Here is a 22,473-nt window from a genome sequence, read left to right as displayed (position 1 = left end):
GCCCGGGTATATCTGATTAACGCGGATCAATGGAGCCCTCTCCAGCGGACTGATAATCACGTAGCCGGTTGTAGAGGGTTTTCATACTGACCCCAAGAATATTGGCGGCCCTCTCTTTCCTTCCTTTGCACTCTTCCAGGGTTGCAAAAATCAGATCCTTCTCCACATCAGCGATAGAAGAGCCAACACTGATTTTTAAGCACGGGCCTTTCGCGGTATCTCTTTGTTCCAAAGGGTTCATAATTTCATCGGGAATCTGTGCCGGTCCAATAACGGAATCCGACATGATGAAAGCGCGCTGAAGGACATTCTTCAATTCGCGAAGATTCCCGGGCCAGGTGTATGTCTCAAGCTCCGCCAGCGCCTTCTCAGACAGGCGTTTCCGAGTACCTTCCTGTTCGTTCATGTCAGACAGAAAGTGCTCTGCCAGCAGTTTGATGTCTCCCGCCCTCTCTCGCAACGGAGGCAACAGGATGGGGAATACCTGAAGCCGATAAAGTAGGTCAGAGCGAAAGCGCCCTTCTTTCACTTCCGTGTCCGGGCACCGGTTGGTAGCGGCTATCACGCGAATATCCGTTGAAAACTCCCGATCACTTCCAACCCGGGTAAACCGGTGGGTTTCGAGCACCCGCAACAGCTTTACCTGCAGTTCAATTGGCATTTCGGTAACTTCGTCCAGGAAAAGTGTACCGCCGTCTGCCCTTTCAAATACCCCGCGGTGTTCTTTTACCGCCCCGGTGAAGCTGCCTTTTTCGTGACCAAACAGCTCACTTTCAATCAGCTGGGGAGATATGGCACCACAATTCACCGGTACAAACGGCTCATTGCGCCGTTCGCTCAACTGATGGATGGCCTGAGCAACAATTTCTTTACCGGTTCCGCTTTCGCCACGAAGAAAGACTGTGGCGGAAGTGGGCGCTACGCGTGTTACTTCATCAGCGACCCGATGCATTTTGCTGGTGGGACTGAAGAGCATTCCAAGCTCACCTTCAAAATGCACGTTGTTGTCGCCCGTCTTGTGCTCTTTGATGTTTCTATCGGCTTTAGCAATTCCCAACGCCTCGAAGAGTCGCCCGCCGCTCACCGGACGGGCAAGATACTCTGCGGCGCCCTGGCTTAGGCATTGCCGGGGCACTTTTTCAGGATTGCCGGGCCCTATCACGATAACCTTCGCCCCGCAGTCAACCGCCGCCTTGATTATCTGCAAAAGCCCTACCGCCTCCTGATCAAGATACAACAGAACCAGCGACGGCCGCCCGGCTTCGATAGTCCGATGGGCGTCACCTATCACCTCCGTATAGGTCGTTCTGAAAGGCTGTTCTCCCAGCAACTCTGGCAGCTGCCGTCCGTCCTCGCCATAACTGACAATCAATAAATGATCAGAGTTTCCCTGAGTTAACGGCGAAAGCCTGGTCGCATCGATAAGTGCCATACAGAGCTCCTTGCTCACGATCCCATAACCAACACTAACGATATTAGGTTCGCCCCCATCAGAATCAAACAACAAATATTAATATCAAAACGACAAGGTTTTAATTCGTTCTAATCCCCCAAACAAACAACTCTATTCAATTGTTTTATATACGTATTTTAAATAATTACAATATGTTATTATTTTACGTACATAAAAAGCGCACATATATGTATGCTTACTTCAGATACGCAAATAACGCACTACTTACAAAATTCTGTTTATTTTATTAACACAGGATAATGCGAGAGGCTTTAATTCATGTTTGCTATTTTTTTGGTGAACGCGCCCACCCACCCCCAACAACTGCCATTTCCACCACCTCTACACGGGAAAATTTACCGGGCGCACGGAAACATTTACTCCATTTTGACTTAGGGGGGACAAGGGCACGGAGCGATAGCTGTTCGCCAACCCCAGAAATACACAGTTTCTGAAAGTCTGGCATAGCCATTGCTCAGTAAATTTCTTGCCGGGGCGCCCTCCCGGCACATTGCATAGAGCGTCGATTTTGGGCAAGGGCTTCGCCCTGCCCCTTTTTTAACCCTCTTTCAGCAGAAGACCTGGATTGGGACTGTAGAGCACTCCTGGCTCCGCCAGGAAGGCATGGAGTCAGGAGCATTCTGTTCGAGGCTCAGGATTTATCCTTCACCCATTTGTCGCCCTTTTTGTGATATTCCTCTTTCACTGCCGCCCACGCCACTTTGTGGGCAGTTTCCTCCCTGCCTGCATCGCCACGCCTGTCCTCCGGCTTGCGGTACTCGTCCCAGGCCGAATTAAACGCTTTCAGGTAAATTTCCTGAGCATGGGAGGGTAGATTGTTGCGTACGTTATCGGGTAAGTCGGACTTACTGTCGTATGGCATCTGCTCAATCCTCCAGAAATAGTGTTTACGGGCCGACCGAACACACTGCGGGGCTGGCTATGAGAGGGCCAGCACTTCCACCAACTTGCCGCAGAACGCGTCCAGATCATCAGGTTTGCGGCTGGTAATCAGCCCGTCCTCGTAATGCACGATTTCATCAACCCAGCGACCGCCCGCGTTGTTGATATCCGTTTGCAGACTGGGGAAGGCGGTCAGGCTCTTCCCCCTTACCACGTCCGCCTCTACCAGTAGCCAGGCCCCATGGCAGATAGCTGCTACCGGCTTGCCATCTTTCACAAACCGTGCAGCCATCGCGACCGCCTCCTTATCGAGCCGCAGCGCATCGGGATTGGCCACGCCACCTGGCAATACAAGGGCGTCGAAATCCTCTACTGCAACCTCGGAGACGGTTTTGTCCACCTTGAAACTGTCAGCTTTCTCAAGGTGGTTGTACCCGTCGATACTGCCAGACTTAATGGAAATCAGTTCAACGCTTGCACCCGCCGCTGCAAGTTCCTCCCAGGGGCGAGTGAGCTCGATCTGCTCCACACCGTCCGTTGCCAACATGGCCACGGTTTTGCCATCAAGCGGTTCCGCCATAGCTTTTCTCCCCTATCCACCATCCTGTTGATATCAGGACTCAGTAATCATAATGGCCTTGGTATTCACAAACTCGTGCATGCCAAAGCCGCCGTGCTCTCGCCCATAGCCGCTCTCCTTCACACCGCCAAATGGAAGGTTGGGTTTAGCCAGGTTGTAACCGTTAATATTCACCATACCGGTATCAAACCTGTCCCGGGCCAGGCGTATGGCTTTATCTTCATCTGCAGAAAATATGCCACCTCCTAAACCATAGGGAGAATCGTTCGCCACCCGAATGGCTTCCTCCTCATCCCTGACCTTGATCAGTGCCGCCACCGGGCCGAATAATTCATCGTCGTAGGCCGGCTGGCCTGGCGCGACATTTTCCAGCACCGTGGGAGGGTAGAAGAACCCCTTGCCGGCAGGAATTTTCCCGCCCGTCAGACAGGTAGCCCCGGCTTTGACAGACTCAAGCACCTGGTTGTGCAGATCATCCCTGAGATCCCCTCTTGCCATCGGCCCCAGATCAGTCGCCTTATCTGCCGGGTCTCCCATCGAGAGCTTTTCCATCTGTTCCACGTAGGCGTCGCGAAACTCGTCATAGACAGACTCTTCCACGATAAAACGCTTTGCCGCGACACATGTCTGGCCTGCGTTATACACCCTGCCCTGGACACCAACCTTGACGGTCTTGCTGATGTCCGCATCCGCAAGTACCAGGTAGGCATCATTACTACCCAGTTCCAGAACCGACTTTTTAAGCGCTCGGGCGGCCTGTTGCGCCACAATACGGCCGGCTCCGGGGCTGCCAGTCAACGTAACGCCTCGTACCCGTTTGTGGTTGATTACCGCTTCAGACACGTCATGATCGATCAGCAGACTGCGAAAAGCATTGGAGGGCAAGCCAGCGTCCTGGTACAGCTTTTCAACTTCAAGCGCCATACCCCACACATTGGCGGCATGCTTCAACAGAACGGTATTACCAGCCATCAGGTTTGCAGCGCTATAGCGGATTACCTGATACAACGGAAAGTTCCAGGGCTGTATACCGTATATGACACCCTGGGACTGGTAGGTGACCAGGGCACGCCCTCCTTCTAACTCACGGGTTTCATCGGCCAACAGCCCGGGGCCCTCTGTGGCGGTGTATTCACAAATAGCCGCACACAGTTCACACTCCTGCCTGCCCTGTTCAAGCGTCTTGCCCATCTCTGCGGTCATCAGCTTCGCGTACTGCTCCATGCGGTCACGAATCAGCGAAGCAACCTTTCGCAACAGCTCCGCGCGCTCTTCCAGCGAGACCTCACGCCAACTTAGATACGCAAGATGGGCCTGCTCGATAACAGCTTCAGCCTCATCGTTGGACATCAGTTCGTAGGTTCTGAGAACCTCTTCCGAGGTGGGATTAACAGTCTGGTGCGAATTTGCCATTGCAATACCTCCTTTACGGGGAGCCGGCAGACAACTGCACACTCGAGCCGACACCAGAAATTGGAACTGCCATTCGAATGTAGCACGCCCACCCAACCCGAAAAGAGAAGGTTACAGAACCGTATAACGCAGGGACCACCGGGCAAGGCGTCCTGCTACCGTTCTGTATCGACAGCTCCTTGAGAAATGCCGGGTACAACGACGATGACAACCTCATAAATACGCCAGTCCGAATCGGTGAGAGAATCCATCGCTTCCGCTACCCACTGTGGCAGGACTTCTCCTGCCGTTGGCACTACGAACGCTTCGCCACTGAACACATGGCCTTCTTCCCGAAGCCGCACTGCTGCCTCTGCCACCCAGGCCATAGCCCGTAGCTTCTCTTCCAGATCCTCCTCCAACTGCTCTGGTTCACTTTTGGAGGTAAACCGTGGGCGGCGGTCCAGCAAATCACCTACCGCCTCTTTTACATTTTTTACACCATCCTTGCTGACGTCGAGCCCAATGACAGCACCTGCAGCTGCATCCGCCCACCAGAAGCCCAGTCCGACCCCGAGTATCCCCACGATACCTGCAACGCCTGTCATCCAGTCGGCCTTACTCATTTTTGCGTCAACAAAGACCGTTTTCTCGTGGACTTTTTTTGCGGCCGGTTCTTGCAAATGACCAAAAATAACAGGCGGAATAATGCTGTAGGTCAGACCAGCCACCATTAACCAGCCCATCCAGAAGGTGTAACCGAAAAGGTCAACGGAACCAATGCTGGGATGTTCCGCTTTGATGAGCTTCATTCCGGAGTCAACCAGGAGGTACCCCCCGAGCAGTGCCAGAATGACAGCCGAGCACAGGAACGCGATGTTAGTAACCCGGTGATAACCATAGGGGAAGTCCGAGTCAGGGTCGCGCTTTCGAACTTTCATTGCGATAAGAAAAGCGATCGGCGGCAGTAAGGTAAGCATGTCCTCTAACCAGGCCGCTTTCATGGCCTGGCTGCCACCCAGCACGAGGAACAACACAAACACAATGGATAACCGGAACCCCAGATTCCACCACTCCAGGCGAATAAGGTAGTTGAGGTCCGACTGCTTCTCCGACGGAAGGGCGTAAGGTGCTCTTATCTTCATAACTGAGCCTCCAGTTGTTGGAGGCGCTGCTCAACCCCGGTGAGGCTGTTCAGGTGTTTTTGAACAACCATCATCCAGGCGTTTTCGCCTTTTGGTAAAAGTACGACGTGCTTGTCCGTCGTCAGCTTGAAGGGGCCCGGGTTATAGCCATGGGCTCTCAGCCACCAGCCAGGGCCGGCGAACGCTCCGGCAGGTCGCTCAGACTCAGCACGTTTTTCAGGCACAGCGCCCTTATCCGCCAACGGTTTTGCCAGGTGATTGATAGCCGGTACCCCCACGGTAAGGCCTTCAAGCGAATCGGGAACCGTCTGGCCTTCGGCAAAGCCGACGGTAGACCTGACTTTCACATACGGTTTGGTGGGGGCGGCCGCCTTACTGACCCATTTGTTCTGGGTAATACCGCCGATGATGAGGTCGAGTTGCAGTTGTTCCAACGCCCTCAGAAGCTGGCTTTCTGCGCCCCAGTGCCATCGAACTTCGGCATTTAGCTGGTCGGCGAGACCACGAATGATCTCCGGCTCAAGGCCTTCCGCGCCATCGTTAGTGCGAACAACCCAGGGCGGATTCTCTGTTACACCGACCTCAAGCACGCCGCTACGGACCTTGTCAGTTGTACCCTCAACGTCCTGCGGATAGCGACAGCCATGAAGCAGGCTGACACAAAACAGCAGAAATAGAGTGAACAAGATAAGAACCTTGCTCGACCACATAGACAACTTCCCCCGGTTGGCCATTCTTCTTCCAGCTACTGCGCCTTATTCGGATTACTTCACAGTGAGTTGGCGACCCCAGCTCTTGATGCGTGGCCGTCGGATCGATAGAACCGACGTTGACAAATCAGCGCCGGGCCCGGCCATTCGGAATTAGGCACAGCAATATACGTGCCCCGGACAAATGCGGCCCCAGCCAGCGAGTATGCTCCTACTCTCGAATTGAAAACGGGCAAGCACCGGCAACTTTTACTCGCCCCGGGTAAATTTTTCCGGAAGACGCAGGCATCGGAGGCAAAAATACCGACTCTGGACCAGGCGCGAACATTGCAGGGATTACAGTGCCAGCGGGAAGCGGGAATTTAAGGAGATACAAATGCAACTACCGTCAACGACCACACGAGTCGAGCGGCATACCTCTGAGTCTGCCAATGAGCGGATTCGTGAGCAACTAGTACGATCTCGTATGGGTGTTCAGAGAAATAGACCACGTTCCCGAAACAGGACAATATCTTCTCGGTCTCCCATTACTGGCCGACCAGCTCCGTGAAGGTCCCGAGTTGCATGGATACCCGTATAACGCAGCAACCCTCTGAATTCCGTACCTCGTTCGAAACCTGGAAAACATTGCCATAATTTAAGCTTGACCGGTGATTTATAGCGCCTTTTACTGAGTTTTTAAGGTGCCCCTTTAAAGCAGTAACGGGAAGTCACCGTTTTCAACACAGAATTTCCGGAAGTTCTGGCCCCTGCGCGGGGATAATCATTGAACAAGGAGTCCGTGATGTCTGTATCCCAATCCGCCACGCTCTGCCCCGATGAAACGGCGCTGGCCTCCGAACCTTCCCGGGTTTACCTGCAGGAGTACAGGAAGGTCCGTGACGTGACAGAAGAGATATGTCGTCCCCTCGCGACCGAAGATTACGTGGTTCAGACCATGGATGATGTGAGCCCGCCCAAGTGGCATCTGGCACACGTCACGTGGTTTTTCGAAGCGTTTGTTCTGAAACCGTTTGCCAAAGGGTACAAATGCTTTCACCCAGCCTATGATCACCTTTTCAATTCGTACTACGAAACCCACAGCACGCCCTACCCCAGACCTGCCCGGGGCTTGCTTTCCCGCCCCACGGTCGAGGACATCTATAGTTACCGCCACCACGTGGACTCGGCCATGGCGCACCTTCTTTCATCATCCCGAATGCTGGAAACGGGTAAAGATCAAAGCGAGATACTCCAGCGATTGAGGTTGGGCCTACACCATGAACAGCAGCACCAGGAACTGTTGCTGATGGACATCAAGCATATTTTCGGCATGAACCCGCTGGCCCCGGTATACCGCAGCGACCTCGCCCCCGCGGAGTATCTCGACGCCGACCCACTCGACTGGTTCAGCTACACCGACGGGTTGAGAACGGTGGGCCATGATCCGGCTTCTTCCGCATTCGCATTTGATAACGAAAACCCGCAACACCGGGAATACGTGGCCCCTTTCTGGCTTGCCAGTCGGCCGGTCAGCAACCGGGAATTCATGGACTTCATGGATGACGGAGGTTACGAACGCCCCGAGCTCTGGTTATCCGACGGCTGGAATCTTGTCAGGCAAGCTGGCTGGAAAGCTCCGCTTTATTGGGAAGAGTCCGACGAGGGTTGGTACTACCGGACTCTATCCGGCCGGCAACGGGTAAATCCCGGCGCTCCCGTGTGCCACGTCAGTTTTTACGAAGCCGATGCCTATGCCACATGGGCGGGCGCCCGGCTTCCAACGGAAGCTGAGTGGGAAGTGGCGGCCCAGTCTGTTCCCATCGGCGGAAATTTCCAGGAAAAACACAGATTTCAACCCGCGCCGGAACACACCGTTGCGGACCATCCATCACAGATGTTCGGGGATGTCTGGGAATGGACAGGCAGCGCTTACCGGCCCTATCCCGGGTTCAAGGCGCTGCCGGGAAGCCTCGGCGAGTACAACGGCAAGTTCATGTCCGGGCAGATGGTATTACGGGGCGGTTGCTGCGCGACCCCTGAATCCCATATTCGCCCGACCTACCGCAACTTTTTTCCACCCCATGCCCGCTGGGCATTTTCCGGATTTCGTTTGGCCAAGGAGGACTGAATATGACGACCGCCGTACGCTTTTACGACCATCAGCCTGCAACATCCAGCTCCCTTACCATGCGCGAGGAAGTACTGGCGGGCCTGCGGGCTCCGCAAAAATACTGCTCGCCAAAATACTTTTACGACCAGCGGGGCTCCGAGTTGTTCGAGCAGATATGCCAGCAGCCCGAGTACTACCTGACGCGTTCGGAAGAGGCCATTCTGGCAACGGCTATGGATGAAATTGAGGAACTGGCCGGAAAAAATGCCACGCTGGTTGAAATCGGCAGTGGCGCAAGCCGGAAAGTTCGCCTGTTGCTGGAGCACATGGAGATAAGCAGCTACCTGGGCATCGATATTTCACGGGACTTTCTTCTCGAGAGTACAGCAAAGCTGGCGGCCGATTACCCCTGGCTTGAAGTTCACGCTGCCTGCGCAGACTTCTGCCAACGTATAACATTGCCGGAAGGGCTGACCGAAGGCCCTCTGGTAGGCTTTTTCCCGGGCTCCAGTATTGGCAATTTTTCTCCCACCGAGGCCGAAGATTTTCTCGCAGGCCTGCATGCCACTCTGCCGGAGGGAAGCGGCTTGCTGATCGGCGTGGACCTGATCAAGGACACAGCCACGCTGGAGGCTGCCTACAATGATGCGGCCGGGATAACGGCTGAATTTAATCTTAACCTGCTCAGGCATCTGGAAAGGGAGCTGGGGGCCTATCTGGACCCGGAACGCTTCGTTCATCGTGCAGTCTTCAACAGCGAGCACCACCGCATTGAGATGCATCTGGTCAGCACCATGGCCCAGGTAATAACGGTGGCCGGTGAAACTTTCCGCTTCCAGGAAGGCGAGAGCCTGCACACCGAAAATTCCTACAAGTATTCCATTGACGGATTTCAGGCCCTGGCGCGACGCTGTGGTTTCGTCAGCCGTGCGTTCTGGACCGATCGCGGTGAGAACTTCAGCGTGCATTACCTTGAGCGCAGGGGCTGACCGCCCGCAATAGATCACTTCAGAGGGAGATGAAGCGATGACTGCAGATCAGGTCGGTTTTGCCCTGTTGGTGCTTGCCGTACTGCTTGCCGCTGGCAAGTGGCTACGAATGCATTGGCGCCCGGCCCAGAAACTCTTCCTGCCTGCGTCCATACTGGCCGGCGCGGTTGGCCTGATTCTGGGGCCCGGTGTGCTCGGCGCCCTGTCCAGAACACTTTTCGGGCCAGAGACCCCCCTGGCTGAAGGTGCAATACCAGAATCCATACTGAGCCTGTGGAGCGACCTTCCGGGACTGCTGATCAATGTAGTTTTCGCCACCCTGCTGATGGGTGTCCCTCTGCCCCGATGGAAACGGATCTGGCACCTCGCGGGCCCCCAACTGGCTTTCGGGGTGACCCTTGGTGCCGGGCAGTACGTTATCGGGATCCTGATTGCCGCCCTGATTCTGGCACCGTTCTTCGGTCTGCCACTGATGGCAGGTGCCCTGATCGAAATCGGGTTCGAAGGCGGCCATGGAACGGCTGCGGGCCTTCAGGAGGTGTTTGAGGACCTGGATTTTCCTGAAGGCGCGGACCTTGCAGTTGGAATGGCCACCGTGGGTATCATGTCGGGGATAATCGTCGGCATAATCCTTGTCAACTGGGGCGTCCGCAATGGCAAGAGCGCTGTCCTCGACAAGGATGTCGGAGAGATCCCCCTCAGCCAACAACGCGGACTGGTTCACAAGGATGACCGGCCCGTGGCAACGGGTGAGATGACGGTGCGTGCAGAGTCCATTGAGCCCCTCACCCTGCACTTTTCACTCATCGCCATGGCCATTCTGATCGGGCTTGGTATCTACGAAGCGCTGGCGTGGATTGAGGCTCAGACCTGGGGACGTGGAGAAGACGGAATTGAACTGCTGGGCGCTATGCCCCTGTTCCCTCTCGCAATGATCGGCGGCCTGATCGTGCAGCAGGTGTTTTCACGCATCGACCGAAACGAGCTCCTGGACCGCGAGACAATGCTCCGTATTCAGGGTTTTGCCCTTGATGTGTTGATTGCAGCGGCCATTGCCAGTCTTTCACTCACCGTTATAGCTTCGAATCTCATCCCCTTTCTGGTGCTTGGTGCTGCTGGCATAGCGTGGAATGTTTGCCTGTTCCTCTGGCTGGCCCCCCGGGTAATCCCGGACTACTGGTTTGAACGCGGCATTGGTGACTTCGGCCAGTCCATGGGCGTAACCGCAACCGGGCTCATCCTGATGAAGATTGCAGACCCCAACGCCAGAACACCGGCCTACGAAGCGTTTGGCTACAAGCAACTGGCGTTCGAACCCTTTTTCGGTGGCGGCCTGATCACCGGAATTTCCCTGCCTGTTATCTACAACTTTGGCCCATGGCCCTTGTTTGGAGTCATGCTGGCACTGGTCGCGGTAGGGATGGGATCCGGGCTGCTGTATTTCGGCCGGCCAAGCAACCGGTAACAGCACGACAGGAGGCTCCAGAGCGTATGAGCAGGTCCTACCTGAGAGAAACCGTCGCCCCCTGCCGAAGGGGAAGAACCGCTGGAGCTGGTATGGCCCGGGAACTGCTGTGGATATTTTCTGCTGTCGGCACTGGCTGGAACCTGGCCGATTAAAACCATAACAACAGGAGCCAAAACATGATCTTATGGACGATTCTTTTTATCCTTCTCGGGCTCAGTATGTTAGTGGGCGGCATCCAGCTCGTCCTTCTGGGGGGCAGTTGGTATTATCTGCTGGCTGGGGCCACCATGGTGGTTGTTGCAGTGCTTATCAGGCCCCGGCGCCCGGCCGCACAACTGCTCTACGCTTTATTCCTTTTATTAACCTCTATATGGGCTTTCTGGGAAGCGGGGTTTGACTGGTGGCCCCTGGCCTCACGCCTTGGCGTGCTACTGTTACTGGCCATACCGCTTTTGTTTCCCGGCTCCGGTAATCCGCGCTGGGGAGCCGGCACCCTGGCGGTGGTCTGGGTTGGCGTCGGCCTGTTTACGGTGGCAAGCATTTTTTATGATGCTCACCGGATTAGAGGCGAACTCCCCACTGAATCAGCCATCACCAACCCACGCCTGGGAGAGGTCCCCGAGGGAGACTGGCTGAGTTATGGCAGGAGTAACCTTGGCCAGCGCTACTCACCTCTTGAGCAGATCACGCCCGGAAATGTCGATCAGCTGGAGCTGGCCTGGGAATATCAAACGGGCGACCGTAAAGGCCCCGACGATGTTGTCGAAACAACCTATGAGGCAACACCGCTCAAGGTGGGTAATACACTGTACCTTTGTACGCCGCACAACTGGCTGGTCGCTCTTGATGCAGACACAGGCGAAGAACGCTGGGTTTACGAGGCCCGGGTTCCCCCGGAGAGCCAGCGCCAGCATCAGACGTGTCGGGGGGTATCCTACCTTCCTCCAGAGCAGGACGATCTGTCAGTGGTTGAAACGGTAAACGCTCCCGCTGAAAGCCAGGACAGTGTTGAATGTGACGCGCAACTCTTTCTCCCCACCTCCGATGCGAGGCTGCTGGCACTGGATCCCTCAACCGGGGCCCGTTGCAGTAACTTTGCGGACGACGGCGAGTTGGACCTGATGCACAACATGCCACACCGCCAGGACGGCTTTTACTACTCTACCTCGCCCCCGGTTGTTGCAAATGGCGTTGTGGTAGTAGCCGGAGCGGTTAATGACAACTACGACATCAATTCACCCTCGGGCGTTATTCGGGCCTATGAGGTTAAAACGGGGGAACTTGTCTGGAACTGGGACCCCGCCAACCCGGAACAGACACAGCCCATCAACGAGGAGGAAACCTACTCGACCAGTTCACCTAACAGTTGGGCGGTGGCCAGTGCCGATGAAGAGCTCGGAATGGTGTATTTCCCCATGGGCAACCGAACGCCCGACCAGCTGGGAATGTACCGTACGCCCGAAGAAGAAACCTATTCTTCGTCAGTAGTTGCGCTTAGCCTGGAAACCGGCGAAGTGCAGTGGGTCCAGCAGTTTGTTCACCACGATCTGTGGGACATGGATACGCCCGCCCAACCCAGCCTGGTGGACATACAAACGGAGGACGGCATCAAACCTGGCCTGGTGGTGCCCACGAAACAGGGCGATGTCTACGTACTGAACCGGCAGAATGGCGACCCCCTGATTCCCATCACCGAGAAAGAGGCGCCCCAGGGAACCGTTAAAGGGGACTATGCGGCACCCACCCAACCGGTCTCCGGCCTGAGTTTCCGCCCACCGAAACTCAAGGAATCGGATATGTGGGGGGCCAGCCCCATCGACCAGATGCTCTGCCGGATTGAATTCCAGTCGTTGCGGTATGAAGGTCAATACACCCCACCCTCGGTCCAGGGCAGCATCGTGTACCCTGGTAATTTCGGAGTGTTCAACTGGGGAGGCATTGCGGTGGACCCTGAACGACAGGTGATGTTCGGCATGCCACTCTATATGGCGTTTACGTCCCGTCTGGTTGCCAAGGATGAAGAAGTACAAGAGGAAGCCACCAACAGCGGGGAGCAGGGGCTGAATGAAAACGCCGGGGCCTCCTACGCAGTGGAGCTGCAGCCACTGATGTCGGTTCTCGACATACCCTGCCAGCGCCCTCCCTGGGGCTATGTTGCAGGTGCGGATCTGCGCACAGGGGAAATCGCGTGGAAACATAAAAACGGCACAATAGAGGACATGGCCCCGATCCCGATTCCGCTAAAGCTCGGGGTTCCCGGCATTGGCGGCCCAGTCATAACCCGGGGCGGTGTGGTCTTTCTGGCGGCAACGGTAGACAACTATTTGCGCGCCTACAATCTGACAGACGGCGAGGAACTCTGGCGGGCACGACTGCCGGCAGGCGGTCAAGCCACGCCAATGACCTACCTCAATAGTAAAGGTGAGCAAATGGTCGTTCAGGTTGCCGGCGGGCATGGGTCCATTGGCACGAAAATAGGTGACTACGTACTCGCGTATAAGCTCAAGTAGGTCTGTCGGCTCAGAGAATCCAGCTCACAGAGCGTAACCCGGCGAATTGCGACCTCTTCGCCGCGCTTCCAACTTCGATGCAAACGGCGAAAAGCTGCGGAGCGCATCAGAATATGAAATTTTTTCCGGTAAAAAAGGGAGTGAAATGCAAAACTGACACTCAAGCATAAGCTCCTCTATGGCCTCTGACCGTCCTGGCAGGAGGAGCTTTCGGCGCCCGAACAGCGTCATAGTGCCGCTCCGAGGCGTGTTGGCCCGACCCGAGCCGGATGGTAGCGCCGCGTTGGCATGACGGTTGCTGCTACGTATAGTGCCGGTGGATTCTCCGGCGTACGACCCTACTCTATATAGTTGGAGGCCAACCATGATCAAAACAGCACTTTTTTCCACCGTCATCTGCGGCGCCCTGATAGCCTCACCTGTAATGGCAGCAGGCACCTCGAGCAGTGCGCAGGACAGCCCGCAAACCACTGGTCAGCAGCGTTCCGAGCCGAGCAACGCTGGTACTGAAGCCCCCAACCAGCGGTCCACAACGTCCGGAGAAATCACCTCTGGCAATTCACCCAAAGGCCTCAGTTTCGATGAGCTGGACCGCAATGGCGACGGCAAACTGGATGAAGATGAACTGAACCGTTATGGCAGCACTGCTGCAGGCAATGCGCAAAGTCGCGATACTGATCAGGGCGAGCAAATGCTCGAACGGTACGATAGCGACAATGATGGCGCGCTTACCGAAGAGGAACTAAAAAGCGGTAACAAATCACGTACGGGCATGGACCCTGACAAAGCCGAAATGTAGCAATCCTCTCTGGCAGGCGTTAACTACTAGCGCCTGCCAGGGCTTCGCGTTCAACCACCGACCAGTCCCACCCCTCTGCACGGATCAGATTGTGCAAACGAAGCCGCCGGTCTTTCAATTCGAGGAAAGCCTCTTCCTGATTATCTACAACCGGCAGAAACTTCGCCTTGAGTAAACCAACAGCAGGTATTGGAGGTGCCTCCAGCCGGGCCGCAGTATGTTTTCTTTCGACTCTGTAAAGGTATTGGGATATAACCTCGCGAATATTCTGAACGGCAAACGAATGCCATTGATAGTTGGGCTGTAAACCTTGTGTCAAAAGGCTAAGCGCTTCGTCCAGTCGGCCCAGCTGAACACCGAGTGAAAACCGCAGGTGCCTTGAATAGAACAGGTCAAGCAGGGGGTAAGCCAGACGCTGCTCAGAACACTCGATCAGGTCTGCGGAAACCTGTTCGAGTGCATTTTCAAAGCCCTGGCTCTTTCTGGTGTCCCACGCTCTCAACACCATTTCCTGCGGGCAACTGCCCAGTAGTGAAATCGAAAACGCCAGTTTTCTTCGTGTCACAGCCCCCTGCACCAGGGGTACGGCATAAGTGATAAGCAGTGTGACCAGCACCAGGCCGTTAAAAGCCGCAAGCGCGGTCAAAATGCGGGTAGCCTCCAATTGAGGTTTGAAATCGCCCACACCCAATGTGGACAATGTAAAACCGACGAAGTAAACACGCTCCGCAAAGTTGGCGGGTGCTTCACTTTGCGCATTCACAATCCCTGCGGGGAAGGCAGAGAACACGAGTAACCATCCACCCCACAAGCACAAAAGCCAAACGCCTCCGATGGCAACAATGGCTGAGGGTCCCGCGACAGCCAACAGAGGCCTACTTCCGGAAAGGGCATAAACCTGTGCGGAGGCAAACCTGACCCCGGCTGTCACCAGCCGGGTAATTGGTCCGCTACCTTGTGTTGTAAGAGTGGTCCACGCCACATCTACCATTACAATCAGTAAAACAGTCGTTCCGAATAGCAGTTGCAACTGAGAACTCATTCAGCCTTCCCTCCCTGAAAAGCGTAACCGGCAAACGTTTCTACCCATTTTTCTGGAGCCACTGCCTTATTTTGCGTTTATACCGCCAAGAGGTTTTTCGCTGGGTATCAATCGTGGCAGCTACCACCGCCGGAGTCTTTTCGTCATCTAGCTTCAGGTTGAATTTCCTGACAGCTCCAAAGGGGTAATCGTCAGAGCCATAAATACACACGACGTGGAATTCCATTGATCCAAGCTCAACCTTCGGATCAACCGGCCGGCCATTTTCGAGCTCAATGCCTGCGTGGGCGGCAGCCCGCTCGAGAATAATACGGAAAGATAACAACTCCAGGCACTTTCCCGAATCCAGTGGGCCCTGTCGCGTCCTCGAACCGAGAGGACTGGAGTCGTCATTCATTGCCTTTTCTTCACAATCCGTCACAGGCACCAGAACCGGATCTTTCGAGTTATCCAGGTAGACCAGAATGAAGTAGATAAAAATCGCTTCCTGGCTCATGTTGCAGATAAGACACGGTGAATCCAGCCCCTCTTCACCAACACCTTTGTTGATCAATATCCTGGGGCGGGTTTGTCGGCTGTAGCCGCTGTAAAGCAATTGCGCATAGAACAACCAGACCAGTAGCGTTCCGATACTCGTAGCCGGAGCTATCCACTCCTTGTTAGAACTGAGCCATTCAAGCATTTACGCCTTCCTCACAGAGTCGTAACAGGTGCGTTACAGGTGACCCTTTTTTAGCCTCCTGCTCATTAACACAGGTTAAATGCACAACTGTTCTGCTCTGTTCTAATGAGTTCCTGATGCTACCGACCCGCTATTGTCACGCAAAGGAGGAGGCGGCGATGACTGATCACGCCAGTGAGGATCCGCGCTACCGTTATCCCCGACCGGATTTCGAGGAACAACCACAACCCGTCCCGGGCCGGGAGCGTGAAATGACTCCCCGACCCGACCATGGGGAAGAGTCGTACGTAGGACACAACCGGCTGAAAGGAAAAGTAGCGTTAGTAACGGGCGGCGATAGTGGCATAGGTCGCGCCATCGCCCTGGCCTATGCACGCGAAGGCGCAGATGTTGCCTTTACCTACCTGAGTGAAGACGTTGATGCCCGCACCACCGAGCAGCTGATATTGAATGCTGGCCGGGATGCGCTGCCGCTGAAGCTGGACCAGAGTTCCCGTGAGGCTTGCGACGGCGTTGTGGATGTCTGTATCAAACAATTTGGGCGCCTGGACATCCTCGTCAACAACGCCGCTTTCCAGAAAAGCTACAACCACCTGGAAGACATAACGGACGATGAGCTGCACTACACGTTCAGTACCAACATTGAGGCGTTCTTCTACTTCTGCCGCGCCGCCCTCAGGCATATTCCCCCCGGCGGCAGCATCATCAACACCACCTCAATTCAGGCCTTCGCTCCCAGCATTCACCTCGCCCCGTACGCAGCGACCAAGGCGGCAATTGCCAACTTTACGCTGTCGCTGGCGGCAGAAGGCATCAAACGAGGCGTGAGAGTCAACGGCGTTGCACCCGGCCCGGTCTGGACGCCCCTGATACCGGCAACCATACCAGAAGATAAGGTTCCGCAGTTTGGAGCAAACACGCTACTGGGCCGCCCGGCCCAGCCTGCAGAACTTGCCCCCACGTATGTTTTTCTCGCCTCGCCCGAAGCGAGCTATGTGGTTGGTGAAATTTATGGAGTCACTGGCGGAAGGATGCATATCTGAGCCGCCCACACGCAGTTTTCCCTGAAAGGAACCAAGGAGAGAGCGAATGTCCAACTCAAAAGATACCAAAACCGACCCTGTTGGCAATGGCGGCGAAACCCACCAACAGGCCAAAGGAACGAGCGACACCCTGACCACTCAGCAAGGCGTTCCTGTTAGTGACGACCAGAACTCGCTGCGCGGAGGTAGCCGCGGGCCGACCTTGTTGGAAGATCACGTCATGCGGGAAAAGGTCTTCCACTTCGATCACGAGCGGATTCCGGAGCGTGTAGTCCATGCCCGAGGGTTTGGCGCCCACGGGTATTTTGAAAACTATGAATGTTTGTCTGATATTACCGAAGCCGATTTATTTCAACGCCCCGGCGAACAGGTACCGGCGTTCGTCCGGTTCTCCACCGTGGCTGGCAACAAAGGCTCGGGCGATCTGGCTCGTGATGTTCGGGGCTTTGCCGTGAAACTTTATACAAAAGAAGGCAACTGGGACCTTGTGGGTAACAATATACCGGTCTTCTTTATCCAGGACGCGATGAAATTTCCGGATCTGGTCCATGCGGCCAAACAGGAGCCGGACCGGGGTTTCCCCCAGGCTCAAACCGCACACGACAACTTCTGGGATTTCGTCACACTAATGCCCGAAAGCATGCACATGTTGATGTGGGCAATGTCAGACCGTGCCATTCCCCGATCCTTCCGCTTTATGGAGGGATTTGGTGTCCACAGCTTCCGATTTGTAAATCACGAGGGCGAATCCAAATTCGTCAAGTTCCACTGGAAGCCGAAACTGGGGCTGCAGTCTGTGGTCTGGAACGAGGCGCTAAAAATCAACGGCGCCGACCCTGACTTTCATCGGCGGGACATGTGGACGGCTATACAAAACGGCGACTATCCCGAATGGGAGCTCGGAGTCCAGATATTCGATGAAGCGTTTGCCGAGCAGTTCGAGTTTGATGTGCTTGATCCTACCAAGATCATCCCGGAAGAAGAGATTCCGGTTAAACCCATCGGAAAGCTGGTTCTCAATCGCGTGGTCGACAATTTCTTTGCCGAGACAGAGCAAGTCGCGTTCTGTACCCAGAACATTGTTCCCGGCATCGATTTTTCCAACGACCCCCTGCTTCAGGGCCGTAACTTTTCCTACCTCGACACGCAGATCAAGCGTCTTGGCGGACCCAACTTTACCCATATTCCGGTCAACGCCCCCAAATGCCCCATGCGCCATTTCCAACAGGACGGCCATATGGCAATGAGCAACCCCACAGGGCGGGCTAACTATGAGCCCAACAGCTGGGGCGAGGAAGGAGGTCCGCGGGAGAACCCGGACTCGGGTTTCCGGAGCTATCAGGATGAAGTTCAGGGACCGAAACAGCGGGTCCGTTCAGAAACCTTCTCTGACCACTACAGTCAGGCTCGCCAGTTTTATATCAGCCAGACCGGCATTGAACAGGAGCATATTGCGGATGCCTTCGTATTCGAGCTAAGCAAGGTGGAGCGGGAAGATATTCGCGCCCGGATGGTAAGCCACCTTTTAAATATTGACGACGACCTCGCCTCCACCGTCGCAAAGGGCCTCGGCCTTGCAGAGATGCCTACGCGCGCGCAAGCAGCGATGCCTACACGGGAAGACCTGCCCGCCTCGCCAAAACTGAGCATTCTGCGCAATGGGCCAGACAGTTTCAGAGGGCGCAGAATCGGCGTACTGGTGACCGAAGCTGCCAACGCCGACATGTTCGCCGCTCTGAAGCAGGCTGTCGCTGACGAAGGCGCAACCCTGGCAGTAGTTGCACCCACGATTGGCGGAGTGAAAGCCAGTGATGGAACCCATATTCCAGCGGATGAGAAAATAGATGGTGGGCCCTCAGTACTTTTCGATGCTGTAGTGCTGATAACGGCGGACGAAGGCATGGAAAAGCTGGCCCAGCACGGCCCTGCCCGTGATTTCGTTAATGATGCCTTCGCCCACTGCAAGTTTATCGGGTACACCAAAGAGGCATTACCGCTGTTCAAATCTGCCGGGCTGGATAACAAGTTGGACGGGGGCTGCATGCCACTCGATAAGTCGAGTGATGCAGCTGATTTCCTGCACTCCTGCAAGCAATTGCGCTACTGGAAGCGACAGGAGGACGTGGACAAGGTCTAGCAAGGCAACTGGCGGATGGCATCGAGATGGTCAGAACCGGCCATCCGCCAGCTCAAACGCAAGGAGGCAGGACCAGCCCCGGAACCGCGAGAGCAAGCGAGGCAAAGGCTGAAACCAGGTAAACGGCCGCCGCAGTTTTACTGATAAACACCTTGAGCCGGTCATCCTTCTGGAGCTTCGGGTCGGACGACGCGTGCATACACCGATAGGCACACCACAATAAATAACCACCCACTAGCAGAGCAATGGCCACGATCGCTCCGTTAATCCAGGTGCCGGCCTGTTCTTCTGAAGCAGGTGGAGCAATGGCGCACCCCACCGAGAGCCCACCGTAAAGAAACACAAACCACGCCGCCCAGATAACCAGCCCCAGAACCAGGTGGATGGGATGAAACGGTGAGAACTTCATCCGACACTCCAGGCATTGGGTAGCAGCAGAAAAGCCAGCAAACTCAGCCAGTAGACACCCAGGGTATAGAACCAGAACGGCTGGATAACGATTGGTTCATAGGGCAACCGGGCTGCCGTATAGCCCAGCCTTACCCGTACCGCCTGCAACAGGGTAAATATGACCGCCAGACCACTGTGGAGCAGCAGGTAAAACAATATCACCGTGAGCACAGCATCGTGTGCTCGTTCCGTAGGAGCCAGCGGCGCGGACATTAACTGCCCCGCAAGCAGTGCCCAGTGCCCCGCGCCCAGGGCAGCCACCAGCCACATTCCTGGCCCGAGATGTGTCGCACGCCTTCTGCGAAGTCCCCGCACCAGGACCCAAAAAACCCCTACGGCAGCGGTGAGCAGCAGCCCGCTAAAGATCATCGGCACCAGTTGTATCGGGGAGTGGTCAGGAAGGGTCCACTCCGGTGCCGCTGTCCACAAGTAAAACCAGCCGAACAGGAGCGACACGAAAAAGGTACCATCAGCCATCAGGCTCACTACCATCCCCCACAGCCCCGGGCCATTACAGGTCCGGGAATGCAGCGGCGGCGCACCGGGTTCGTTGTCATCCGTCGGGGCGGCACGGGGATGGGCGCCATTCTCCCAGCTCCAGCGGAGAGACAGTACCAGCGCCATGACCGTAAACACCACAGCCAGCAAATAGGCTTTCACAAGCAGGCTGATACACAGCACTGCCAAAGCTAACGCGGTCATTAACGGAAGCCACGAGTTCGTAGGCAGGTGAACGACTTCCCGTACCTTTCCTGTGGTCGCATCTGACCCGTAAATATCACGGCGCAGAGCCTGAACGTCGGCCAGTCCGTGCTCCCCTGCTGCGATACTTTCAACAAGCTCGGGCGCATTCCACATGGGATGGCGGGTGCTTATCTCGGGGAGACTGGAGAAATTGTAGGTATTCACCGGCATTGGAATCGCCCATTCAAGGGTATCTGCGCCCCAGGGATTCTGCTCGGCCCGCTGCCCAAATCGAAAATGCAGCACAATATCAACAATGACGACCGCTACACCGATCGCCATGATAAAGCCGCCAATGGACGAAACCAGGTTCAACCATTCCCATCCCAGACCTGCCTCATAGGTGTATATCCGTCGTGGCATGCCCAGCAGGCCAGTCAGGTGCATCAACAGGAAGGTAAGATTGAAACCGCCAAAAAACAGCCAGAACCCCCAGCGTCCCAGAGAGTCCGAGGGCATGCGGCCAGAAACGTGAGGCAACCAGTAATAGAGCCCGGCTACGAGAGGAAACAGCATCCCGCCCACCAGCACGTAGTGCATATGGGCCACCACGAAATGGGTATCGTGCACCTGCCAGTTGAAGGGAGCCAGAGCCAGCATGACCCCAGTCAGCCCCCCGCAGACAAAGACCACGAGGAAACCGAGAATCCAGAGCATCGGCAAACGGAAAACCACCTTGCCGTACCACAAGGTCGCCAGCCAGGCAAAAATCTGTATGCCTGTGGGAATCGCCACAAGCATACTGGCCACGGAGAAAAATGCCTGGGCCAGATGAGGGATGCCGACCGTAAACATATGGTGGACCCACAGGCCGAAACTGATAAACCCCATAGTGATGATGCTGAGGACTATCCAGCGGTATCCAACCAGAGGGTGGCGAGCGAAGACCGGAATCAACGTTGATACGATTCCTGCAGCAGGGAGAAAAATAATGTACACCTCGGGGTGGCCGAACAGCCAGAACAGGTGCTGCCACAGCAGCGGATCGCCGCCCCCGGCGGTGGCAAAAAATACAAAACCCGCAGCCCGTTCCAACTCGAGAAGCACACTGCCCAGGATAAGTGGTGGAAAGCCAAAAACGATCATCAGCGCCATAGCGAGAATGTACCAGCAGAAAATCGGCATCCTGTTCAGTGACATTCCATTGGCTCTGGTTCGCAGGATGGACACCACAAGTTCAACCCCGGCGGAGATCGCAGATATTTCCACAAAGGTGATACCAAGAAGCCAGAAGTCTGACCCCGGGCCCGGGGAATAGGTAGCACTGCTAAGCGGTGTATACATGAACCAGCCCGCGTCCGGAGCCACCTCAAGGACAAGGCTGGAAAGAACGATCAGGCCACCAAACAGATAGCAGAAATAACCGAGGGCGCTGAGACGGGGAAAAACGAGGTCTCTGGTCCCGATCATTTTGGGAATAAGGTACATCGCCAGGCCTTCAAGTACCGGGATCGCGAACAGAAACATCATCACGGTACCGTGCATGGTGAACAGCTGGTTGTATAAAGCGCTTTCGATAATGTCCTGCTCAGGTAAGGCCAGCTGCGTTCGTATCAGCATGGCCAGCAGGCCACCGACCAGGAAAAACACCAGCCCCGTGGCTATGAAACGCAAGCCGACCGTTGTGTGATTAACGGCAGCAAGCGCGCCCCACCCCGGAAGATTGCCCCACACGTGCGCCAGGCGCTGTTCCCGCTCGTGATTACGCTGCTGGATACGTTCACTCATCCCGACCCTCCTGCTCGGTCCATTGCTGATACCCGGAAGCATCATGGGCGGTAACAGTAAATGCCATATGAGCATGTTCCCGGCCACAGAACTCGGCACATTGCCCCCGGTAGGTACCGGCTTCATCAGCGTGGAGCCTCAGTATGTTGGTGTGGCCGGGAATGGCATCCAGCTTGCCTCCCAATCGGGGAACCCAGAATGAATGGATGACATCCGCACTGGTCAGGTGGAGATCCACAGGTTTGCCTGCGGGAATATGCACTTCGTTCTTCAGGCTGATGTCCGAATCCGGATAGTTGACCTCCCACCACCACTGATGAGCGGTAACCTCGATCTTCAGAACCTTAGCGTCTGCCGCTTCCTGCGGTAACATGCCCTGCCCTGCCGGGAGACCAAAAGCCAGAACAACCGCAATGGTGGATACCGGTAGTACCAGCCCGCCCCAGATAATCCACCGGCTCTGACCCTTGCGAATATGCGCATCGGGGGCGTTACCCGGAGTACGCTTGAGGGCAAAAAGCCATAGCGCCACCACGACCACCAGTACCGCGGTAAACCAACCGAACATCCCCCACCACAACCACGCTGACGCCTGCGCATTTGGCC

The 22,473-nt window shown here is 55.6% G+C and carries 19 protein-coding genes; 8 read left to right on the top strand and 11 right to left on the bottom strand.

Going from position 1 to position 22,473, the window contains the following annotated elements:
- Nucleotides 1-16: 16 nt before the first annotated feature.
- The 6 genes from FO268_RS08730 to FO268_RS08705 form a co-directional block, all read right to left on the bottom strand.
- Nucleotides 17-1,432, bottom strand: coding sequence for a sigma-54-dependent transcriptional regulator (locus FO268_RS08730; protein ID WP_202336580.1), 1,416 nt, complete (start codon nt 1,430-1,432; stop codon nt 17-19).
- A gap of 673 nt (nt 1,433-2,105) precedes the next feature.
- Nucleotides 2,106-2,336, bottom strand: coding sequence for a putative cation transport regulator ChaB (gene chaB, locus FO268_RS08725; RefSeq protein ID WP_150992050.1), 231 nt, complete (start codon nt 2,334-2,336; stop codon nt 2,106-2,108).
- Nucleotides 2,337-2,393: 57 nt separating this feature from the next.
- Nucleotides 2,394-2,936 (bottom strand): type 1 glutamine amidotransferase domain-containing protein, encoded by a 543-nt coding sequence (locus FO268_RS08720; protein WP_150992048.1) that lies wholly within the window; start codon nt 2,934-2,936, stop codon nt 2,394-2,396.
- A gap of 33 nt (nt 2,937-2,969) precedes the next feature.
- Nucleotides 2,970-4,349 (bottom strand): NAD-dependent succinate-semialdehyde dehydrogenase, encoded by a 1,380-nt coding sequence (locus tag FO268_RS08715; protein WP_150992046.1) that lies wholly within the window; start codon nt 4,347-4,349, stop codon nt 2,970-2,972.
- A 155-nt stretch (nt 4,350-4,504) separates the two neighbouring features.
- Entirely contained in the window at nt 4,505-5,473 is a 969-nt protein-coding gene (locus tag FO268_RS08710) for a cation diffusion facilitator family transporter (RefSeq protein ID WP_150992044.1), read from the bottom strand.
- On the bottom strand, nt 5,470-6,159 hold the full coding sequence (locus FO268_RS08705) for a transporter substrate-binding domain-containing protein (protein ID WP_202336579.1): 690 nt from the start codon (nt 6,157-6,159) through the stop codon (nt 5,470-5,472). The genes FO268_RS08710 and FO268_RS08705 overlap by 4 nt, the downstream gene beginning before the upstream one ends.
- 808 nt (nt 6,160-6,967) lie before the next feature.
- On the opposite strand from FO268_RS08705, the gene egtB reads away from it, so the two are divergent.
- The 6 genes from egtB to FO268_RS08680 all read left to right on the top strand — a co-directional run bounded on the left by egtB (nt 6,968) and on the right by FO268_RS08680 (nt 14,041).
- Nucleotides 6,968-8,293, top strand: coding sequence for an ergothioneine biosynthesis protein EgtB (egtB, locus tag FO268_RS08700; protein WP_150992040.1), 1,326 nt, complete (start codon nt 6,968-6,970; stop codon nt 8,291-8,293).
- A gap of 2 nt (nt 8,294-8,295) precedes the next feature.
- On the top strand, nt 8,296-9,264 hold the full coding sequence (gene egtD / locus FO268_RS08695) for an L-histidine N(alpha)-methyltransferase (RefSeq protein WP_150992038.1): 969 nt from the start codon (nt 8,296-8,298) through the stop codon (nt 9,262-9,264).
- 37 nt (nt 9,265-9,301) lie between these two features.
- Nucleotides 9,302-10,729, top strand: coding sequence for a sodium/glutamate symporter (locus FO268_RS08690; RefSeq protein ID WP_150992036.1), 1,428 nt, complete (start codon nt 9,302-9,304; stop codon nt 10,727-10,729).
- A 26-nt stretch (nt 10,730-10,755) separates the two neighbouring features.
- On the top strand, nt 10,756-10,884 hold the full coding sequence (locus tag FO268_RS23210; RefSeq protein ID WP_263645063.1) for a hypothetical protein: 129 nt from the start codon (nt 10,756-10,758) through the stop codon (nt 10,882-10,884).
- 24 nt (nt 10,885-10,908) lie between these two features.
- Nucleotides 10,909-13,242 (top strand): membrane-bound PQQ-dependent dehydrogenase, glucose/quinate/shikimate family, encoded by a 2,334-nt coding sequence (locus tag FO268_RS08685; RefSeq protein WP_150992034.1) that lies wholly within the window; start codon nt 10,909-10,911, stop codon nt 13,240-13,242.
- Nucleotides 13,243-13,606: 364 nt separating this feature from the next.
- Nucleotides 13,607-14,041 carry an EF-hand domain-containing protein gene (locus FO268_RS08680; protein WP_150993279.1) on the top strand — a complete coding sequence of 145 codons (435 nt, stop codon included), beginning with the start codon at nt 13,607-13,609 and terminating at the stop codon, nt 14,039-14,041.
- A 19-nt stretch (nt 14,042-14,060) separates the two neighbouring features.
- Here FO268_RS08680 and FO268_RS08675 read toward each other — a convergent pair whose 3' ends face one another.
- Both FO268_RS08675 and FO268_RS08670 read right to left on the bottom strand, forming a co-directional pair.
- The gene (locus FO268_RS08675; RefSeq protein ID WP_225316644.1) at nt 14,061-15,032 is read right to left on the bottom strand and encodes a potassium channel family protein; all 972 of its coding nucleotides are present in this window, start codon (nt 15,030-15,032) and stop codon (nt 14,061-14,063) included.
- Between the two features lie 91 nt (nt 15,033-15,123).
- Nucleotides 15,124-15,765 carry a hypothetical protein gene (locus FO268_RS08670; RefSeq protein WP_150992030.1) on the bottom strand — a complete coding sequence of 214 codons (642 nt, stop codon included), beginning with the start codon at nt 15,763-15,765 and terminating at the stop codon, nt 15,124-15,126.
- Between the two features lie 158 nt (nt 15,766-15,923).
- Between FO268_RS08670 and FO268_RS08665 the strand changes: the two genes are divergently transcribed.
- Together FO268_RS08665 and FO268_RS08660 are read left to right on the top strand one after the other, a co-directional pair.
- A complete protein-coding gene (locus FO268_RS08665) occupies nt 15,924-16,808 on the top strand; it encodes an SDR family oxidoreductase (RefSeq protein ID WP_150992028.1) in 885 nt (294 codons plus the stop codon).
- Nucleotides 16,809-16,854: 46 nt separating this feature from the next.
- Nucleotides 16,855-18,945: a catalase gene (locus tag FO268_RS08660; protein WP_150992026.1), complete on the top strand. Its 2,091-nt coding sequence runs from the start codon at nt 16,855-16,857 to the stop codon at nt 18,943-18,945.
- Between the two features lie 52 nt (nt 18,946-18,997).
- Here FO268_RS08660 and FO268_RS08655 read toward each other — a convergent pair whose 3' ends face one another.
- Genes FO268_RS08655 through coxB form a run of 3 tightly spaced genes read right to left on the bottom strand, consistent with a single transcriptional unit; the run spans nt 18,998 to nt 22,435 of the window.
- Complete coding sequence (locus tag FO268_RS08655) at nt 18,998-19,354, bottom strand: hypothetical protein (protein WP_150992024.1); 357 nt, start codon at nt 19,352-19,354, stop codon at nt 18,998-19,000.
- Nucleotides 19,351-21,867, bottom strand: a complete 2,517-nt coding sequence (gene ctaD / locus FO268_RS08650) for a cytochrome c oxidase subunit I (RefSeq protein ID WP_150992022.1) — start codon at nt 21,865-21,867, stop codon at nt 19,351-19,353. Before ctaD ends, FO268_RS08655 begins: the two co-directional genes overlap by 4 nt.
- Nucleotides 21,860-22,435, bottom strand: a complete 576-nt coding sequence (gene coxB, locus FO268_RS08645) for a cytochrome c oxidase subunit II (RefSeq protein ID WP_225316556.1) — start codon at nt 22,433-22,435, stop codon at nt 21,860-21,862. The genes ctaD and coxB overlap by 8 nt, the downstream gene beginning before the upstream one ends.
- Between the last annotated feature and the right edge of the window lie 38 nt (nt 22,436-22,473).

Origin of the sequence: Marinobacter denitrificans (assembly GCF_008795955.1) — a bacterium.
Taxonomy (GTDB): domain Bacteria; phylum Pseudomonadota; class Gammaproteobacteria; order Pseudomonadales; family Oleiphilaceae; genus Marinobacter; species Marinobacter denitrificans.
The sequence above is the reverse complement of the archived record's forward strand: the minus strand, read 5'-3'. Positions and strand labels throughout refer to the sequence as shown.